Raw genomic sequence first — 16,859 nt, 5'->3', positions numbered from 1 at the left:
CGTGCGTTACGCCTGTTGCGGCTCGGCCGCGCACGCGGCGTCGAACGCGCGTTGCAGCGCGGCCGCGTCGAGATCCTCGCCGATCAGTACGAAGCGGCTCGCGCGTGTTTCGCCGTCCTGCCAGCGGCGGTCGAAATAGCTGTCGAAGCGGCGGCCGACGCCCTGGATCACGAGCCGCATCGGCGCGCCGGGCAGCGCGGCGAAGCCTTTCGCGCGGTAGATCGTGTGCGCTTCGACCACACGCTGCAGCGCGGCGATCGTCGCTTCGCGCGTGCCGGCGTCGCCCGACACGACCACCGAATCAAAATCGTCGTGATGGTGATCGTGATCGCCGTCGTCGGCCGAGCCTACGCCGGCCGCACCATGATGGTCGTGACGCAGGTGGATCGTTTCCTCCGACGCCGATTCGAGGCCGAGCAGCATCGCGAGGTCGAGCTCGCCGCGCGTCGCGCGCACGATTTTCACCTGCGGCGGGATCTCGTCGCGGATCGCGGTTTCGATCCGCGCGAATTCGGCGTCGCCGACGAGGTCGGCCTTGTTCACGATCACGAGATCGGCGGACGACAGTTGATCGGCGAACAGTTCGTGCAGCGGCGATTCGTGGTCGAGGTTCGGATCGGCGCGGCGCTGCGCGTCGACGGCCTGCGGGTTTTCCGCGAACTGGCCGCTCGCGGCGGCCGGCCCGTCGACGACGGTCACGACCGCGTCGACCGTGAAGCTGTTGCGGATCGTCGGCCAGTTGAACGCCTGCACGAGCGGCTTCGGCAGCGCGAGGCCCGACGTCTCGATCAGCACGTGGTCGATGTCCGCGCGGCGCTCGACGAGTGCTTCCATCACCGGATAGAACTCTTCCTGCACGGTGCAGCACAGGCAGCCGTTCGCGAGTTCGTACAACTGGCCCGATGCCTCGCCCGGTGCATCGTCGCAGCCGATGCCGCAGCCCTTGAGAATTTCGCCGTCGATGCCGAGCTCGCCGAATTCGTTGACGATCACCGCGATGCGGCGGCCTTCGGCGTGCTGCAGGATATGGCGCATCAGCGTCGTCTTGCCGCTGCCGAGAAAGCCCGTGACGATCGTGACGGGAAGCTTGCGTAGGGTCATGGTAGGTCCTGTGACGGAAATGGAATCAGGCCGGGATCGTCGCGTCGGAGGCGGCGCGACCGTTCATGAGGCGGGACGCGGGAAGGTCGCCGCGCAGTCCGGCCGGACAGCCGCAGGACGAGCGGGACAACGAATCGGGCATGGTGCTTCCTTGCGAACGGTCGACATCGTGAATGCCAACACGGCTGCCGCCGGCCCCGCCCGCGCCGCCTGCCGTTCGCCGCGCCGGCCGGGCGCGTGCGCGCGGCGGCGGAGGGGCGGAGGAAGCGTCGAACACCGGGCGTCGGGCCTGCTGCGGCCGTGGACGATGCGCCGCCTCCCCGCGGCGCTGAACCCCAACGTTTAGGCCGGTATCCGGGCTGACGAACACGCCGCTTCGCCTTCCCGGATACGCGCGGCATCCAGTGGCGGTCGTCCGCATGCGCGCGGCATGCGGCGAAGCGGCGCTGTATCGCGCTGCGCGCGACACGTTCGCTTACCGTTGCGGGGGCAGCACAGGTTGGCTCGACTGCGGCGCAGGCAGGCTCCCTGTTTCCCGTTTAACTGCGTGCGCCGGAGCGGCGCGCGCGAGCACCAAAACGCGTGCGAGTGTAGGCGGCGGTGCGGGGAGCGTCAAGGCGAGCGTCCGGCGGCGAACGCGAATGATTGTCGTTTTCAATTACGTGAGATAAACTTCGCCCGACAACGACGCCAACAAACGCGCAACGGTCATGTGAGGCAATCACTCAGTTATCCTTAAATTTCCATGTCGAAACGACAGATATCCGGGCGGCGTTTTCCTGTGCTTGCCCTTTCGCTGTGCTCGATCGCCGGCGTTGCTGCCTGCCCTGCCGCGGCGGCCGAGTTCGACGACGAACTGCCCGCGCTCGAGGTGCGCAGCCGACGCCATCCGAACGATCCGCGCGTCGAAAGCGTGACCACGGCGACTCGCACCGCGAGCGATCCGCGTGACGTACCGCAAACCATCGACAGCGTCCCGGTCGAGGAAACGCTGTCCTATGGCGGCCGCACGCTTGCCGACGCGCTGGCCGGCGTGCCGGGTGTGTCCAATACGTCGGATACGCGCTTCGATTCGTTCCGCATTCGCGGCTTTTCCGCCGCGGGCGACCTGCTGCTCGACGGCATGCGAGACGACGCGCAATACGTGCGCAGTCTCGGCAACATCGAACGCGTCGAAGTGCTGAAGGGGCCGGCGGCGGTGCTGTACGGGCGCGGCAGCGGCGGCGGCGTCATCAACCGGATCACCAAGCAGCCGTTGCCGGAAAACTTCGGACATGTCTCGGCGGCAACCGGCAGTTATGGACGGCTCGGCGCCTCGGTCGATCTCAACCGGATGCTGTCGAGCGCATGGAGCATGCGGCTCAATGCGGGGCGCGAACACGCAGGCAGCTTCCGCGACCACGTCGACGGCACGCGCCAGTACGTCGCGCCGTCGATCAAATGGCAGGACGCGCGGCGAAGCTGGCTGCTGCAGTTCGAATACGACACGTACGAACGCGTGCCCGATCGCGGCATGCCGGCGCCGGTCGCCGCGGTCGACGCGGCCGGCAAGCCGTTCGCGTTCTCGCTGCCGTCCGCGCCGCGCGCGACCTTCTTCGGTACGGCGGGCCGCGACACTATCCGCGACCAGAACATGAACTGGCGCTCGGTCTTCACGCACGTGCTCGACGGCGACTGGAAACTGCGCCATACGCTGGGCGTGCTGGACTTGCGCAGCACCTTCGACAATACCTACGTCACGCAAAGCTACGTCACGAAGCCGCGCGACTACCGGCACGTGCAACGTGCGCGCTACCTGCAGGACATGACGCATCTCAACGTGCAGACCGGCGTCGAACTGAGCGGCAAAGTCGCAACCGGCCCCGGCTTGCATCATCTGCTGTTTGGCATCGAATACGGCTGGCAGAAACGCTCCCCGACGCTCTGGCAGGCTGGCGCGGCGCCGGTCCCGATTACCGGACCGGATCGTCTCGCACCGGTCGGTTCGCCGCCGCGCCCGTATGCGATGAATCGCCATCGCGTGAGCGACTACGCGATCTTCGCGCAGGATCGCATCGACCTCGGGCGAGCGTGGAAACTGCTCGGCGGCCTGCGCGGGGAACGCTTCGACGTCGATTCGACCAATGCGCTGAACGCTCTGCATGCGCGGCGCACGACGACGGCATGGAGCCCGCGGCTCGGCGTCGTATGGTCGCCGGCCGGCGCGCACAGCGTGTATGCGTCGTACAGCAAGAGCTTCGCGCCGGTCGGCGGCGACCTGATCGGCATCACGCCGGACGCGCGCGGCAACACCAACGATCTCGGCCCGCAATACAACCGCCAATACGAGATCGGCGTGAAAAGCGACTGGCGCGACGGCGCGCTGAGCACGACGCTCGCGCTGTTTCAGCTCGATCTGTACAACCGCCGCGTCGCCGATCCGGTTCGGCCTGGCTTTTTCGACCTCAACGGCCTCGAGCGCAATCGCGGCCTGGAACTGGGCGTCGCCGGCCGGCTCACGGGCGACTGGTTCGTCCGCGGCGGCATCGGCTGGCAACACGCGCGGGTGGTCGACGCCGAGCCGAAGTACGCGGGCAAGCGCTCGGCGGGCGTGTCCGGGTCGAACGGCAGCCTGTTCGTGAGCCATGCGCCGCTGCGCGGATTTTTCGCCGAACTCGGGCTGGTGTACGAGGGAGCGCGTTACGCCGATCGCGACAACCTGCTCGAACTGCCCGCATACGTCCGCTGGGACGGCAAGGCCGGATATCGCACGCGCGACTTCGAGGTGACGCTGGCGGCCGTCAATCTCACCGATCGCGACTACTACGCGAATGCGACGGGCCTCGCGCAGATCATGCCCGGTTCGCCACGCACGTTCACGCTGACGGCGGCGTACAAGTTCTGACCTCGCGGGCCGCGCCGGCGCCCCGCGCAAGCGGTCCGCCGGGCGGCTCGTGGGTTGCACGCCTGTGCTATCGTATGCGCCGCGTTCGGTGCTCGCATGCGCATTCCGCGCATGCAGTTAAACGGGAAACAGGAGGCGGATATCCGCCCGGCCTGTGCTGTCCCCGCAACGGTACGCCGCCCGCGCAACGCGCTTTCCCGCGCGTGCGCCCAGGCCGCCCGCGATGCCACTGCCCTTGAACCGGGCGGGAAGGCTGCGGCCTGGCAAGCGGCCAGCCCGGATACCGGCCGACGCAAGGGGCGAGCGCGATGCTCGCCGAACGCCCGATCCGCGGGGGACGGATGGGGTGCGCATTCCACCCGCGTTCGCGCGGGTTTCGCCCGATCCGTCATGCACTGCCAGCCCGCCGGCCGCCGATGTGCCGCCCGCCTTCCCCGTTCCACCGCTTCGACACGGTGCGCGCCGTGCCGCGCGCGATGAGCCGCGCATGGCTCGTCGGCGCCGGCCCCGGCGACGCCGACCTGCTGACGCTCAGGGCCGTGCGCGCGATCGGCGCGGCCGACGTGCTGCTCGTCGACGATCTCGTGAACCCCGACGTGCTGCGCCATGCGCGCGCCGATGCGCTGATCGAGCACGTCGGCAAGCGTGGCGGCCATGCGTCGACGCCGCAGGAAGCAATCGTCGCCGCGATGCTCGCGCATCTGCGCGCGGGCCGCAGCGTCGCGCGGCTCAAGGGCGGCGATCCGTTCGTGTTCGGCCGCGGCGGTGAGGAACTGGTCGCGCTCGGCGCGGCGGGCTTTCCGGTGGAAGTCGTCAACGGCATCACCGCGGGCATCGCCGCGCCGGCCGCGCTCGGCATCCCGGTTACGCACCGGGGCGACGCGCAGGGCGTGATCTTCGTCACCGGGCACGGCGCCGGAGCCGACGAGCCCGACTGGCGCGCGCTCGCGGCGACACGCATGACGCTCGTGATCTACATGGGCATCCGCCGGCTCGACGCGATTGCCGCGGCGCTGCGCGACGGCGGCCTGCCCGGCGGTACGCCGTGCGCGGCGATCGAGAACGCCACGCGCCCCGAACAGCGCCACGTGCTCGCGACGCTCGATACGCTCGTCGAGCGCGTCGGCGCGGCCGGTATCGGTTCGCCCGCGATCGTCGTCATCGGCCGCGTCGCGGCGCTCGCCGACGATCCGGCGGTGCGTGCGGCGCTCGACGGTCGTCGCGCATGATGCGCGTCGCGCTCGGCGTCGGCTTTCGCGCTGGCGTCACGGCCGCGCAACTCGATGCCGCGATCCGCGCCGCACTCGCGCGCTATCCGGCCGCCGAACCGGCGCTCGTCGCGACGCTCGCGGACAAGGCACGCGCCCTTGCGCTGCGCACGCTGTGCGCGCGCCGTGGCTGGCCGCTCGTCGCGTTCGATGCGGCGCAACTCGCGAGCCGTCCGGAACTGGCCGCGAGCGGCCCGTCGCACGCCGCGCTGGCCCGCTTCGGCATCGCGGGCGTGGCCGAGCCGTGTGCGCAGCTCGCCGCGCCGCGCGGCCGGCTGCTCGGCCCCAAATCCATCCGGGACGGCGTGACGGTCGCGCTCGCCGGCCCGCTCTGAACCCATTGTTTCGCTTTCGACAGGACGATTCCCGATGAAGACCGATTCCGAATCCCATCAGCGGATGGCCGAACGCCGCCGCGCCGGCCACGAGAAGAAGCAGGCCGCCGCCACTCAGGAAAAGGGCCTGCTGATCGTTCATACCGGCAACGGCAAGGGCAAGAGCACGGCCGCGTTCGGGATGGCCGTGCGCGTGCTCGGCCACGGCATGCGGCTCGGTGTCGTGCAGTTCATCAAGGGGGCGCTGCATACGTCCGAGCGCGACTTCCTCGGCGCGGTCGCGGAATGCGATTTCGTGACGATGGGCGACGGCTATACGTGGAACACGCAGAACCGCGACGCCGACGTCGCGACCGCGCGCAAGGGCTGGGACGAGGCGCGCCGGATGATCGAAAGCGGCGACTACCGGATGGTGATCCTCGACGAGCTGAACACCGTGCTGAAGTACGAATACCTGCCGCTCGACGAAGTGCTCGCGACGCTCGTCGCGCGTCCGGAGTCGGTGCACGTCGTCGTCACCGGGCGGCACGCGCCCGATGCACTGATCGATGCGGCCGACCTCGTCACCGAAATGCGGCTCGTCAAGCATCCGTACAAGGAGCAAGGCGTGAAGGCGCAGCCCGGCGTGGAGTTCTGAGCATGCCGGCCTGCCCCGCGCTGTTCGTCAGCGCGCCCGCGTCGGGCCAGGGCAAGACGTCGGTGACGGCCGGCCTCGCGCGGCTGCACCGCCGGCTCGGCCGCCGCGTGCGCGTGTTCAAGACCGGGCCCGATTTTCTCGATCCGATGCTGCTCGAACGCGCGAGCGGGGCGAGCGTGCATGCGCTCGACCTCGGGATGGTCGGCGAGGCCGGGTGCCGCGCACTGCTCGCCGAAGCCGCGCGCGACGCGGACCTGATCCTGATCGAAGGCGTGATGGGGTTGTTCGACGGCACGCCGAGCAGCGCCGATCTCGCGGCCGCGTTCGGCGTGCCGGTCGTCGCGGTGATTTCGGCGAAGGCGATGGCGCAGACGTTCGCGGCGATCGCATTCGGGCTCGCGCGGTTCCGGCCGGGGTTGCCGTTTCACGGCGTGCTGGCCAACCGCGTCGGCTCGGCACGGCACGCGGAATTGCTGCAACAGGCGTTGCCCGACGAGCTGCGCTGGCTCGGACACGTGCCGGCCGATGCGGGCATCGCGCTGCCGGAGCGGCATCTCGGCCTGCATCAGCCGGACGATATCGACGATCTCGACGCGCGGCTCGATCGCGCGGCCGATGTGCTCGGGCGGACGGCGCTGGCCGATTTGCCGCCGGCCGTCGCGTTCGCGGAACCGGACGTGGCCGCGCCTCTGCCGCGCGCGCTCGCCGGCAAGCGGATCGCGGTGGCGCGCGATGCGGCGTTTTCGTTCATCTATCCGGCCAATCTCGCGCTGCTCGATGCGCTCGGTGCGGCGCTGCGATTCTTCTCGCCGTTCGCCGACGAACCCGTGCCCGACGATTGCGATGCGCTGTTTTTGCCGGGCGGCTATCCGGAACTGCATGCGGCAACGCTTGCGGGAAGTGCAACGACCGCGCGGACGATTCGCGCCCATGCGGCAGCCGGCCGGCCGATCGTCGCGGAATGCGGGGGGATGGTGTATCTGTGCGAATCGCTGACCGATGCGGAGGGCTCGACGACGCCGATGCTCGGCCTGCTGCCGGGGCATGCGACGATGCAGCGCCGGTTCGTGGCGCTCGGCATGCAGCAGCTCGATACGCGCACCGGGCCGATGCGCGGTCATACGTTCCACTATTCGCGGCTCGCGACGCCGCTGGAACCGGTCACGAGCGCCGCGCGCCCCGACGGCGCGCGGGGCAGCGGCGAAGCCGTCTATCGCAGCGGCCCGATCGTCGCGACGTACATGCACATGTACTGGCCGTCGAATCCGGATGCGGTCGTGGCGTTGTTCAGCGGGGATGCGTTCTAGATAGTTCGATGCGGCGCGCGGATCGAGGCCGCACAAGTCATACCGGGATGGTGGGCCGCTGTGCGACGATCGCACCGCTCGATGTGTGCGGCTACAGATGTCGTTCGATATCCATCCGCTGATCCAGGACCCGAATCACATCGATCGTGTCATTCGTCTCACGATAGAACACGACGTGAGCGCCAACGGCATACCGGAGGCCAGCCTTTTTGCCGCGCGCCAACGCTTCCATGATCCCAATCAGGTCGCGGTGGTAGTGGTCCGCCTGCTCGAGAGACCCATGCTCGACGGTATAGCGCCAAATGTCTTCGAGATCGAGTTCGGCCAGCGGTGCCAGCTGAAGCTGTCTGCCTTTAACCGCCATGCGTTGCCCGCATGCGGGCCAGGAAGGCCTCGCTGTCGAATGGCTTGGGCACCCCTGACGCCTCACCGGCCCTCAACGCTTCCTGCAACGCACGCATTTGCGTTTCATGCGACTCAAGGAGCCGCAAACCGGCGCGCACGACGTCGCTTGCGGAGCCATAGCGCCCCGATTGCACTTGAGCGTCGACGAATTCGGCAAAGTGGTCGCCCAGGGAAACGGATGTGTTTCGCGACATGAGTCACCTCCTTTTCAAGGCGACCATCACATACCAAAATTTGGCACATTTCGCATTCGGCCGCTCCGGCAACCTCGTCTCCGTTACACGAGGAACGCCTCCGCCAGCTTGACCCAGTACGACGCGCCGGTCGGCAGCACCGCATCGTTGAAATCGTAGCCGGGGTTGTGCACCATGCAGCCGCCCTCCCCGTCACCGTTGCCGATGATCAGGTAGCACCCCGGCCGTTTTTCAAGCAGGAATGCGAAATCCTCGCTGCCGGTGAGCGGCACCATCGCGTCGATCAGATTGGCTTCGCCGACCCATTCGCGTGCGACGCCGCGCGCGAACGCCGTCATCTGTGCATCGTTCACGAGCTCCGGGTAGCGGCGCTGGTAGTCGATCGTCGCGGTCGCGCCGAACACGGCAGCCTGCGCATGCACGACCTCGTTGATGCGCGTTTCGAGCAGGTCGCGCACCTCGGGCTTCAGCGCACGCACCGACAGGCGCATCTGCGCGCGATCGGGAATCACGTTCGGCGCCTCGCCCGCATGGATCGCGCCGACCGTGATGATCGCCATGTCGAGCGGCGACACGTTGCGCGATACGATCGTCTGCAGCGCGACGACGATGTGCGCGCACACGACGACCGGATCGATCGCCCGGTGCGGCACCGCGCCGTGACCGCCGCGGCCCTGCACGTCGATGACGACGGTATCCGACGACGCCATGAACGACCCGGGCAGGAAACCGAATTTGCCGGTCGGGAAGCCCGGCATGTTGTGCATCGCGAAGATCGCGTCACACGGAAATTGCTCGAACAGCCCTTCGTCGAGCATCTTCTTGGCGCCACCGAGTCCTTCCTCGGCCGGCTGGAAAATCAGGTTCAGCGTGCCCGAGAAGCGGCGTTCGCGCGCGAGGTGTTTCGCGGCCGCGAGCAGCATCGCCGTGTGGCCGTCGTGGCCGCATGCGTGCATCTTGCCCGCGATCGTGCTCTGGTACGGCAGGCCCGTCGCTTCGTGGATCGGCAGCGCGTCCATGTCGGCACGCAGGCCGAGGCGTTGCTTGCCGTCGCCGACTTTCAACTGGGCGACGACGCCGGTACCGCCGAGCCCGCGATGCACGGTGTAGCCCCACGACTGCAACTGCTGCGCGACGAGATCGCTCGTCGCGAATTCCTCGAATCCCAGTTCGGGGTGGGCGTGGATGCGATGCCGAATCTCGATCATTTCGTCGGCAAGGCCTGCGGGGATCACGCTGTGCGTCACGGTGTCGTCTCCTGATGTGCGATGGGGAACATGCAGGCAACGATAGTCGATTCGGCAGCAACCGGGCAGACGGAAAGTCGTCGCGGTAGCAACTGATGGTTGCTATATGGCCATACGGCTTACGGTACGGGGGGGACCGGCCGTCCGGACGAGTGCCGCGGACGATCCGGGCGCGCGAAACTGTGCGTTCACCGAGATTTTTCGTGCGGGAGTGCGTGGTCGTGGTCGTTCGTGTACCGGAAATACTGCCTTTTCCTCAGTGGCTTATGAGATTGTGTTCACTCTTTGACGCTTGTACATTTTTTGTGTACGCTGATAAAAAAGTGAACAAGCGATCCTCGTCGATGCCCAGGAATACCACTCTCCCGATGTCGGAACAGCAGGTGCTCGACGAAGCGTGCGCCGCGCTCGGCCGCGTAACCCGGCGCTTCAGTGCGCGGCCCGTGCGCGTGCCGGCGCCATACCGCGCGCGCGCCGACGCGATGATCCGCTTCGACGTGGCAGGACAGGTCGTGGAGATGCCGGTCGCCGTGAGCCTTCGTGTCGAATCGCTGGCGGACGCGCTCGCGGAACTGCGTCGCCGCGGCGGCGGGACCGCACACGCCTCCGGCGAGCGGCCGCTGATGCTGGTCGCGCCCTACCTTTCCGCCGAACTGGCCGCCGGCCTGATCGACCAGGGTATCCCGTTTCTCGACACCGCCGGCAACGTATGCCTGATCCAGCCGGAAGCGACCGTCATGATCGCGGGCCGGCCGAAACCTGCCCGCGCGCCGCGCCGGCAGGCGTCACGCGCGACGACGCCGAAGGGGCTCGCCATGATGTTCGCGCTTGCGACGCAGCCGGGCCTCGTTGCGCAGCCGTATCGGGGGATTGCGGCCGCGTCGGGCGTCGCGCTCGGCACGGTCAATCTCGCGATGGACGATCTGATCGCGCGCGGCCTCGTCGGGCAACGCCGCAACGGCGAGCGCCTGATTCCCGACTGGCCGCGCTTCGTACAGGAATGGGTCGCGCTGTACCCGAGCCGCTTGCGCGCGAAGCTGTCGAGTCGCCGGTTTGCCGGCCTCGCGCCCGACTGGTGGCGCGGCTTCGATTTCGCGGCTTTCGATGCGCAACTCGGCGGCGAGCCGGCGGCCGATCTGCTGACGCACGATCTGAAGCCGGCCGCGATCACCGTCTATACGCATGGCGCCGTGCCGAACCGCCTGCTGCTGCAGGGCCGCCTGCGTCCCGACGCGCGCGGAGACGTCGAAATTCTCGAAGCGTTCTGGCCGCGCTCGCCGGCGCTCGACTGGCGCGAGCAAGATGTGCCGCTCGTGCCGCCGCTCCTGATCTATGCGGACCTCGTCTCGTCCGGAGACAGCCGCAATCTTGCCGCCGCCGAACACATCCATGACCGATACCTCGCCCACCCGCCCGCTTGAAATCGATGCGAGCCGGCCGCTCGAGCCGGCGGCCGTGGCGCTGCTGCAGTCGGTCGGCGCGGCCTGCGCGCAACTGGACGCGGCATTCGTCGTGGCCGGCGCGACCGCACGCGACATCCTGATGTGGCATGTCCACGGCATCCGGCCGGTGCGTGCGACGCGGGACGTCGACGTCGCGGTGTGCGCGATCAGCTGGCCGTTCCATGCACGGCTCGTCGATGCGCTCATCGCGACCGGACGATTCGCCCGCGCGCCGAAGCATCAGCAAAAACTGCTGTTCGACAGCGGTACGCAGGGGTTTCGCACGGAACTCGACCTGGTGCCGTTCGGGCCGCTCGAAGCGCCGCCCGGCGAAATCGCATGGCCGCCCGGCGGCGACTTCGTGCTGAACGTGCTGGGTTTTCAGGAGGCGGTCGATACCGCGCTGACCGTGTCGATCGGCGCCGGCATCACGGTGCCGGTGGCGAGCCTGCCGGCGCTCGCGCTGCTGAAGCTGCTCGCGTGGAAGGACCGGCGCGCCCGCCAGAACAGCGACGCGTACGACCTGCTGTTCCTGCTCACGCATTTTCACGATGCGGGCAATCGCGAACGCATCTGGGACGTCGCGCCCGACCTGCTCGAACGATATGGCTTTCAGCCGGAGCTGGCGGCAGCGGCGCTGCTCGCGCGCGATGCGAAGCGAGCCGCGTCGCCGCACACGCACGATGCGGTCCGCGCGCTGTTGTCCGACGAGGCGACTTACGCGACGCTCGGGCAGGACTTGCAGGCCCGCGCGTTCGCGCTGTTGCCGGGTGAATTCAATGACGACGCCGACCGGTATCTCGATGCGTTCCGCGGTGGCTTCCTCGCGGATCCGCCCGTTAGTCGGGCATGACATGCTGCCGCGCGACAGCAATACCATCGTGCATTCGCTGCGTCAGGCCGACGCCGCCCAGTCTTCGAGCGGCAACCCCGCGACACGACTGAATTCGCGACTATTGTTTGTGACGAGCACCGCACCGGCTGCAATCGCGTGGCCGGCGATCGATGCATCGTTCGCGCCGATCGGCGTGCCACGTGCGGCAAGGTCGGCGCGAATCGCGGTCGTCGCATCGATCGCCGCGGTATCCCACGACAACACGCCGTCCAGCCGCGCGACAAAGCTCGTCACGAGTTCCGCATGCTTCGGTGATGCCTTTCTGCCGACCGCACCGAACCGCATTTCGGCATAGGTCACGGCCGACACGACGATCCGGTGCTGTGCATTGACGCACGACTGCAACCGCGACAGCACCACGGGCGGCCGCTCGCGCATGATGAACGAACAGATGTTCGTATCGAGCATGTAGAGCGTGGTCACCGGCTGGACTCCGTCGGCGCATCGGCGTCGCCGGACAGGTCGAAGCGACCGGATTCGATGACGGCCGGGCGTTCGGCAAGAAAATCGGCATCGGCCAGCGGTTCGTTCGCGAACGACAGCCACGTGGGACGTACCGGCCGCAACAGCAGCGTATCGCCCTCGCGGCGGATCTCGAGTTCCGTGACGCCCTCGAACTCCATGTCCTTCGGGATGCGGATTGCCTGGTTACGGGCGTTCTTGAAAATGGAAACGGTGCGCATGAGCCACTCCATGGGAGTACGATGCGCCCATTGTAGACATATGCTGGCATATGTCAATTTGGCGGAATGCGAATCTGCCGCTGCGTCCCACGTTGCCGAGGATGTCTGATTCATGCTGCCCACCTGTCGTCGATGAGAGGAGCGATCCATTCTTCATGACGCAGGCCGCGCCGTCCATATACCGGACGGCCAATGCATGTGCATCGCAAGGCCGCGCACACCGTCGCACCGACGCTGCGCGCCGCGCCTCCGTCATGGCAACCGGAAAGTGTCAAAGAACGTGTCGCGCTCGATCACGGTGAGCGCCGCCCGCTTGTGCGGGAAATCGAACTCCTTCAGCGTGTAGAACCCGAGCCGATGCATGTACGCGATATGCCGCACGTGGTCGACGCGCGGCTCGCCGACGAGCCGCTGCGTGCGCGGTTCGTCGACGAACATGTAGTGCAGCACCCCGCTCCACCACGCATGCAGCTTGCCGGCGCTCTGGAAACGCGAGTCGCCGATCAGCAGGTGCAGCCCGCGATCGTAGTCGTGCGCATCGTAGAACGGCGCGAGGCGGTCCTCCTTCGCCCAGTAGAACTCGAAATAGCCGAACGGCGTGTCGTCGAAATAGCCGATTGTCGGGTGCATGTGCGGATCGGCCAGCCGTTCGGCGAGATACGCCGCATGCTCGTCGCGCGTGCCGCGCTGGTCCCAGAAATGCGCGACACGGTCGAGGTTCATCCAGTGGCTGAACAGGTCCGCGTGTGCGTCGACGTCGACGGTGCGCAGGCTGAACGTCATGCCGACCTGCGGCATGGCGCGGGCGTAAATCTCGCCGGCCGGCGACGGCGGCCGCACCGGATGCCGGTGGCCGTTCGTGATCGCGTAGCGCAGCGGCATCCCGCCCGACGCAGGCGCCTTCAGCCACGGCCGCGGATTCTGCCAGAACGTCGTGCGCGACACGGTGAGCCGCAGCGTGTCGCCCGCGACCTGCGCGCCGTCGATCACGCCTTCGCGCACCGCTCGCGCCACGTATGACGCGACGGCCGCCGCACTGGCGCCACCGAGCGGCACCGAGATCGTTGCCGCATCGTACCGCGTGTCGGTGTTGAACAACGGGACGAACGCCGCGAGCAGCCCGTCCGGCGAGTCGTCGGGGCGCCATGCGTCGAGCGTGTGCTCCGCAACCTGCGTCGCCTGGTCATGTGCGGCGCCGTCGAGCGCCGCGGCCACTTCACCTTCGACGGCGTCGGCTGCGCCGGCCGGTTTCGTCAGCGTGTCTTGCATCACAGTGCTCCCGCGTCGTGGCGATCGGCGAGCACGTGCAGCCCGCGTTCGAGCGCCGGAAACAGGCTGCGCTGGAAGTTGTTCCAGCGCAGTTCGAGAATCGTGTCGTCCGGCGCGATCGGCGTGTCGAGCACGTCGCAGATCACCTCGCCGGAATCGATACCGTTGTCGACGTAGTGGAACGACGCGCCCGTCATCGTCACGGGCTCGACGGACGACGTCGCGCCGGTGGCCCAGTCGACCCGTTCGCCACGTGCGCCGTGCAGCGCGTCGAGCGTCGCCCACGCGCCGCGCCGCTGGTACGGCGAATCGTCGGCCGTGATGCCCGGATGGATGTTCGCGATGCGCCGGTGAAAGCGCGCGCCCGGCCGCACGAGTTCGTCGAGGATCACGAGCAGCCCGTCGAGCACGACGATGTCGGCGTCGAGTTCGAGCAGGCGCTCGAGCAGGCGGCGCTCGAATGCCTGTTTGCCGGCCACGCGCTCACGTGCATCGCGCGGCAGCCGCCGGTACGTCGACGCAATCGTGCAGAACAGTTCGTCGACGGGGCGGCCTTGCACCGTCAAGCCTTCCGGCAGAATCCACGGGCGGCCCGGCGTGCGCGCGAACCCGTAATCGGCCACTTTCGCGCGGTCGGCCGGCGACCCGTCGTCGTCGTCGACGATCACGCCCTGGAGCGTGTAGCGTTCGCCGAGCGGCGAATCGTTCAGGCGCTCGACGAGGAATTCGAGCGGCGCCTTCATGTAGCGCGTGCCGCCGCGATAAGCGACCGGCTGGCCGGCACGATCGGCCGCGCCGTTGCGCAGCGACTGGATGTAGACGAGATTTTTCTTCGGCATGGATGCGTCGTGGAAAAAAGCGGACGAAGGCGCCGCGGCCGGCCCGCGCCGGCCACGAAGGCCGGCCGGCGCGCCGCGGCGCGCGACGTCACCAGTTGTATTTCGCGGTCGCGATCACCGTGCGGTCGGTCCCGAAAATGCAGACGTTCATCGACTGGCAACCGCTGATGTAATGGCGGTTGAACAGGTTCGTCCCGTTCACGGCGAAGCGCCAGTTGCGCGTGTCGTAATGCAGGCCCGCGTCGAACAGCGTGACGCTCGATACCGTGAGCGAGTTGTCGGCCGCACCGGCCGACGCGCTCTGGTAACGAATACCGCCACCGAGGCCGAAGCCGGCGAGCGGCCCCGTGTGCCACGTCCAGTCGGTCCACAGTGACGCCATCTGGCGCGGACGCGGAATGTCGACCGGCCAGTTGTTCAGCGTGCTGTCGTTCGCCTTGATGACCTTCACATCCTGGTAGACATACGACGCGATCACCGACAGGTTCGGCGTGACCTTGCCGGTCGCGCTCAGTTCGATCCCGCGCGAACGCACCTCGCCCGTCTGCACCGACTTCGTCCCGCCCGGGTCCTGGCTCGGCAGCGCCGGCGTGATCCCGTTGGTCTGGTTGATCTGGTAGATCGCCGCGTTCAGCATCAGGTTCTTGCCGGGCGGCTGCCAGCGCAGGCCGGCCTCGATCTGTTTGCCGCGCGTCGGCTGCGGCAGTCCGCCGCCGAGCAGGTTCACGCCGATCAGCGGATTGAACGACGTTGCATAGCTGAGGTACGGCGACAGCCCGTAATCGCCCTGATACGTGAGGCCGACACGGCCGGTGAACGCCGTGACGTCCGCCTTCGTCGACGTACCGGCCGCGCGGTCGTCCATCCGCATGTTGACCCAGTCCTCGCGGCCGCCGAGCGTCAGCGTCCAGCGGTTCCACTTGATCTGGTCCTGCGCGTACAGGCCGAACGTGTTCATCGCCGTGTACGTGTTGGTGCGGAACGTCGAGTCGGGCGTGAACACCGCCGTCGTGACGGGCGTGTACACCGGGTTGTAGAGGTTCAGCGTCGGCGCGGCGGCCAGCCACTCGCTGTCGGTCGCGGTCTGGCGGTTGTACTGGAAGCCGAGCAGCAGCGTGTGCTGCAGCGGGCCCGTCGCGAAGCGGCCCTCGAGGTTGTTGTCGATGTCGAAGCGGCTGTAGTTCATCTGGAACACGCCGGCCCAGCGCGACACGTCGGTCGTGCTGCCGTCGACGAAGCCGTTGCCGAACACCGAACCGTTGTCGAGCGACAGATGCATCAGGCGCGTGTTCTGACGGAACGTCCAGGCCGGCGTCAGGTTGCGCTCGAACTGGTAACCGACCGACCACTGCTTCTTGCGGTAGTAGTTGAAGTCGCCGTCGCCTTCGTAGATGTCCTTGTTGATCTGGCCGTTGGGGTTCGGCAGCACGGTGCCCTGCGCGGGCAGGAAGTTCGACGAGATGTCGCCCCAGTCCTGCAGGTACGTCGCGGACAGCGTCAGCGACGTATCCGCGTCCGGGCGCCAGCGGAACGACGGCGCGAGCGCGACGCGCTGGTCGTTGTTCGGGCCGGTCAGTGCGTTGCCGTCGCGCGCGACGCCGACGAACCGGTACGCATACTTGCCGTCCGGATCGAGCTTGTCGCCGACGTCGATCATGAACTGCTTGCGCGCATAGTTGCCGATCTGCACACCGGCTTCGCGCACGCGCTCGCCGTCGGCGAGCTTGGTGTGCACGTCGATGATCGCGCCCGGATCGCCCGCGCCGTACAGCACCGAGGTCGGCCCGCGCAGCACGCTGATGCTGTCGATCATGTACGGATCGACGCGCCAGCTCGCGAGGTTGATCGTGTTCGGCACCTGCAGCCCGTTCACGTAGGCGGTCGGCGTGAAGCCGCGCAGCGCCGCGTACCAGTCGGAGCGGTTGTCCGACCCGTACGACGAGAAGCCCGGCACGTAGCGCAGCGCCGCGTTCACGTCGGTGGCGCCTGTCATCTCGATCTGCTGCGCGGTGACGACGTTGATCGTCTGCGGGATCTCGTTGAGCGGCGTATCGGTCTTGGTGCCGGTCGTGCTGCGCTTCGCGACGAGCCCGACCGTGCCGTCTCCTGCCGAGGCCGCGTTGACGGTGATCGCCGGCAGCGTGCCGTTTTGCGCGCCGGTCGACGTATTCGCCGTCGCACCGTCTTGCGCACTGCTGGCCGGCGCGGCGGCGCCTGCGTTCACGGCCGGCGCCGTCTGGGCGTAAGCGTGCCCTGCCGCCGCCGTACCGAACGCCACGCTTGCCGCGGCTGCGATCGCACGCAAACGCGTGCCTGTTGCCCACTCCATCTTCTTCTGCTCCACTTTTTTCAT

The 16,859-nt window shown here is 67.9% G+C and carries 16 protein-coding genes and 2 riboswitches; of the genes, 7 read left to right on the top strand and 9 right to left on the bottom strand.

The annotated features are described in order from the left end of the window. Positions 1-6: 6 nt before the first annotated feature. Positions 7-1,101 (bottom strand): cobalamin biosynthesis protein CobW, encoded by a 1,095-nt coding sequence (gene cobW, locus CFB46_RS12730; protein WP_027784432.1) that lies wholly within the window; start codon positions 1,099-1,101, stop codon positions 7-9. Positions 1,102-1,429: 328 nt separating this feature from the next. Continuing rightward, positions 1,430-1,694: riboswitch (cobalamin riboswitch) on the bottom strand. Positions 1,695-1,846: 152 nt separating this feature from the next. Here cobW and CFB46_RS12725 point away from each other — a divergent pair. From CFB46_RS12725 to CFB46_RS12705, 5 genes are all read left to right on the top strand, one after another. Beyond that, complete coding sequence (locus CFB46_RS12725; protein WP_089500161.1) at positions 1,847-3,985, top strand: TonB-dependent receptor; 2,139 nt, start codon at positions 1,847-1,849, stop codon at positions 3,983-3,985. 68 nt (positions 3,986-4,053) lie between these two features. After that, positions 4,054-4,291, top strand: a riboswitch (cobalamin riboswitch). A 110-nt stretch (positions 4,292-4,401) separates the two neighbouring features. After that, complete coding sequence (gene cobA / locus CFB46_RS12720) at positions 4,402-5,214, top strand: uroporphyrinogen-III C-methyltransferase (protein WP_179235066.1); 813 nt, start codon at positions 4,402-4,404, stop codon at positions 5,212-5,214. Further along, complete coding sequence (locus CFB46_RS12715) at positions 5,211-5,588, top strand: cobalamin biosynthesis protein (protein WP_089500160.1); 378 nt, start codon at positions 5,211-5,213, stop codon at positions 5,586-5,588. Before cobA ends, CFB46_RS12715 begins: the two co-directional genes overlap by 4 nt. A gap of 34 nt (positions 5,589-5,622) precedes the next feature. Continuing rightward, a complete protein-coding gene (gene cobO / locus CFB46_RS12710; protein WP_089500159.1) occupies positions 5,623-6,225 on the top strand; it encodes a cob(I)yrinic acid a,c-diamide adenosyltransferase in 603 nt (200 codons plus the stop codon). Between the two features lie 2 nt (positions 6,226-6,227). Next, the gene (locus tag CFB46_RS12705; protein ID WP_089500158.1) at positions 6,228-7,532 is read left to right on the top strand and encodes a cobyrinate a,c-diamide synthase; all 1,305 of its coding nucleotides are present in this window, start codon (positions 6,228-6,230) and stop codon (positions 7,530-7,532) included. Positions 7,533-7,623: 91 nt separating this feature from the next. Here the strand turns inward: CFB46_RS12705 and CFB46_RS12700 are convergent, their stop codons facing one another. The 3 genes from CFB46_RS12700 to CFB46_RS12690 all read right to left on the bottom strand — a co-directional run bounded on the left by CFB46_RS12700 (position 7,624) and on the right by CFB46_RS12690 (position 9,378). Next, positions 7,624-7,896, bottom strand: a complete 273-nt coding sequence (locus tag CFB46_RS12700) for a type II toxin-antitoxin system RelE/ParE family toxin (RefSeq protein WP_089500157.1) — start codon at positions 7,894-7,896, stop codon at positions 7,624-7,626. Then, positions 7,886-8,131, bottom strand: coding sequence for a type II toxin-antitoxin system ParD family antitoxin (locus tag CFB46_RS12695; protein WP_089500156.1), 246 nt, complete (start codon positions 8,129-8,131; stop codon positions 7,886-7,888). The genes CFB46_RS12700 and CFB46_RS12695 overlap by 11 nt, the downstream gene beginning before the upstream one ends. Before the next feature lie 83 nt (positions 8,132-8,214). After that, positions 8,215-9,378, bottom strand: coding sequence for a M20 aminoacylase family protein (locus tag CFB46_RS12690; RefSeq protein WP_089500155.1), 1,164 nt, complete (start codon positions 9,376-9,378; stop codon positions 8,215-8,217). A gap of 344 nt (positions 9,379-9,722) precedes the next feature. Here CFB46_RS12690 and CFB46_RS12685 point away from each other — a divergent pair, with 344 nt between their 5' ends. Together CFB46_RS12685 and CFB46_RS12680 are read left to right on the top strand one after the other, a co-directional pair. After that, a complete protein-coding gene (locus tag CFB46_RS12685; RefSeq protein WP_089500417.1) occupies positions 9,723-10,799 on the top strand; it encodes a type IV toxin-antitoxin system AbiEi family antitoxin in 1,077 nt (358 codons plus the stop codon). Beyond that, positions 10,768-11,673, top strand: a complete 906-nt coding sequence (locus CFB46_RS12680) for a nucleotidyl transferase AbiEii/AbiGii toxin family protein (protein ID WP_089500154.1) — start codon at positions 10,768-10,770, stop codon at positions 11,671-11,673. The genes CFB46_RS12685 and CFB46_RS12680 overlap by 32 nt, the downstream gene beginning before the upstream one ends. A 42-nt stretch (positions 11,674-11,715) precedes the next feature. Here CFB46_RS12680 and CFB46_RS12675 read toward each other — a convergent pair whose 3' ends face one another. The 5 genes from CFB46_RS12675 to CFB46_RS12655 form a co-directional block, all read right to left on the bottom strand. Then, positions 11,716-12,138, bottom strand: a complete 423-nt coding sequence (locus CFB46_RS12675) for a PIN domain-containing protein (RefSeq protein WP_027784423.1) — start codon at positions 12,136-12,138, stop codon at positions 11,716-11,718. Next, positions 12,135-12,398: a type II toxin-antitoxin system VapB family antitoxin gene (gene vapB, locus CFB46_RS12670; protein WP_051421414.1), complete on the bottom strand. Its 264-nt coding sequence runs from the start codon at positions 12,396-12,398 to the stop codon at positions 12,135-12,137. Before vapB ends, CFB46_RS12675 begins: the two co-directional genes overlap by 4 nt. Positions 12,399-12,650: 252 nt before the next feature. Beyond that, on the bottom strand, positions 12,651-13,667 hold the full coding sequence (locus CFB46_RS12665; protein WP_089500153.1) for a GNAT family N-acetyltransferase: 1,017 nt from the start codon (positions 13,665-13,667) through the stop codon (positions 12,651-12,653). Beyond that, positions 13,667-14,506, bottom strand: coding sequence for a N(5)-hydroxyornithine transformylase PvdF (locus tag CFB46_RS12660; protein WP_027784421.1), 840 nt, complete (start codon positions 14,504-14,506; stop codon positions 13,667-13,669). The genes CFB46_RS12665 and CFB46_RS12660 overlap by 1 nt, the downstream gene beginning before the upstream one ends. An 88-nt stretch (positions 14,507-14,594) precedes the next feature. After that, a complete protein-coding gene (locus CFB46_RS12655; RefSeq protein ID WP_089500152.1) occupies positions 14,595-16,859 on the bottom strand; it encodes a TonB-dependent siderophore receptor in 2,265 nt (754 codons plus the stop codon).

This window comes from Burkholderia sp. HI2761, assembly GCF_002223355.1.
Classification (GTDB): domain Bacteria; phylum Pseudomonadota; class Gammaproteobacteria; order Burkholderiales; family Burkholderiaceae; genus Burkholderia.
The sequence above is the reverse complement of the archived record's forward strand: the minus strand, read 5'-3'. Positions and strand labels throughout refer to the sequence as shown.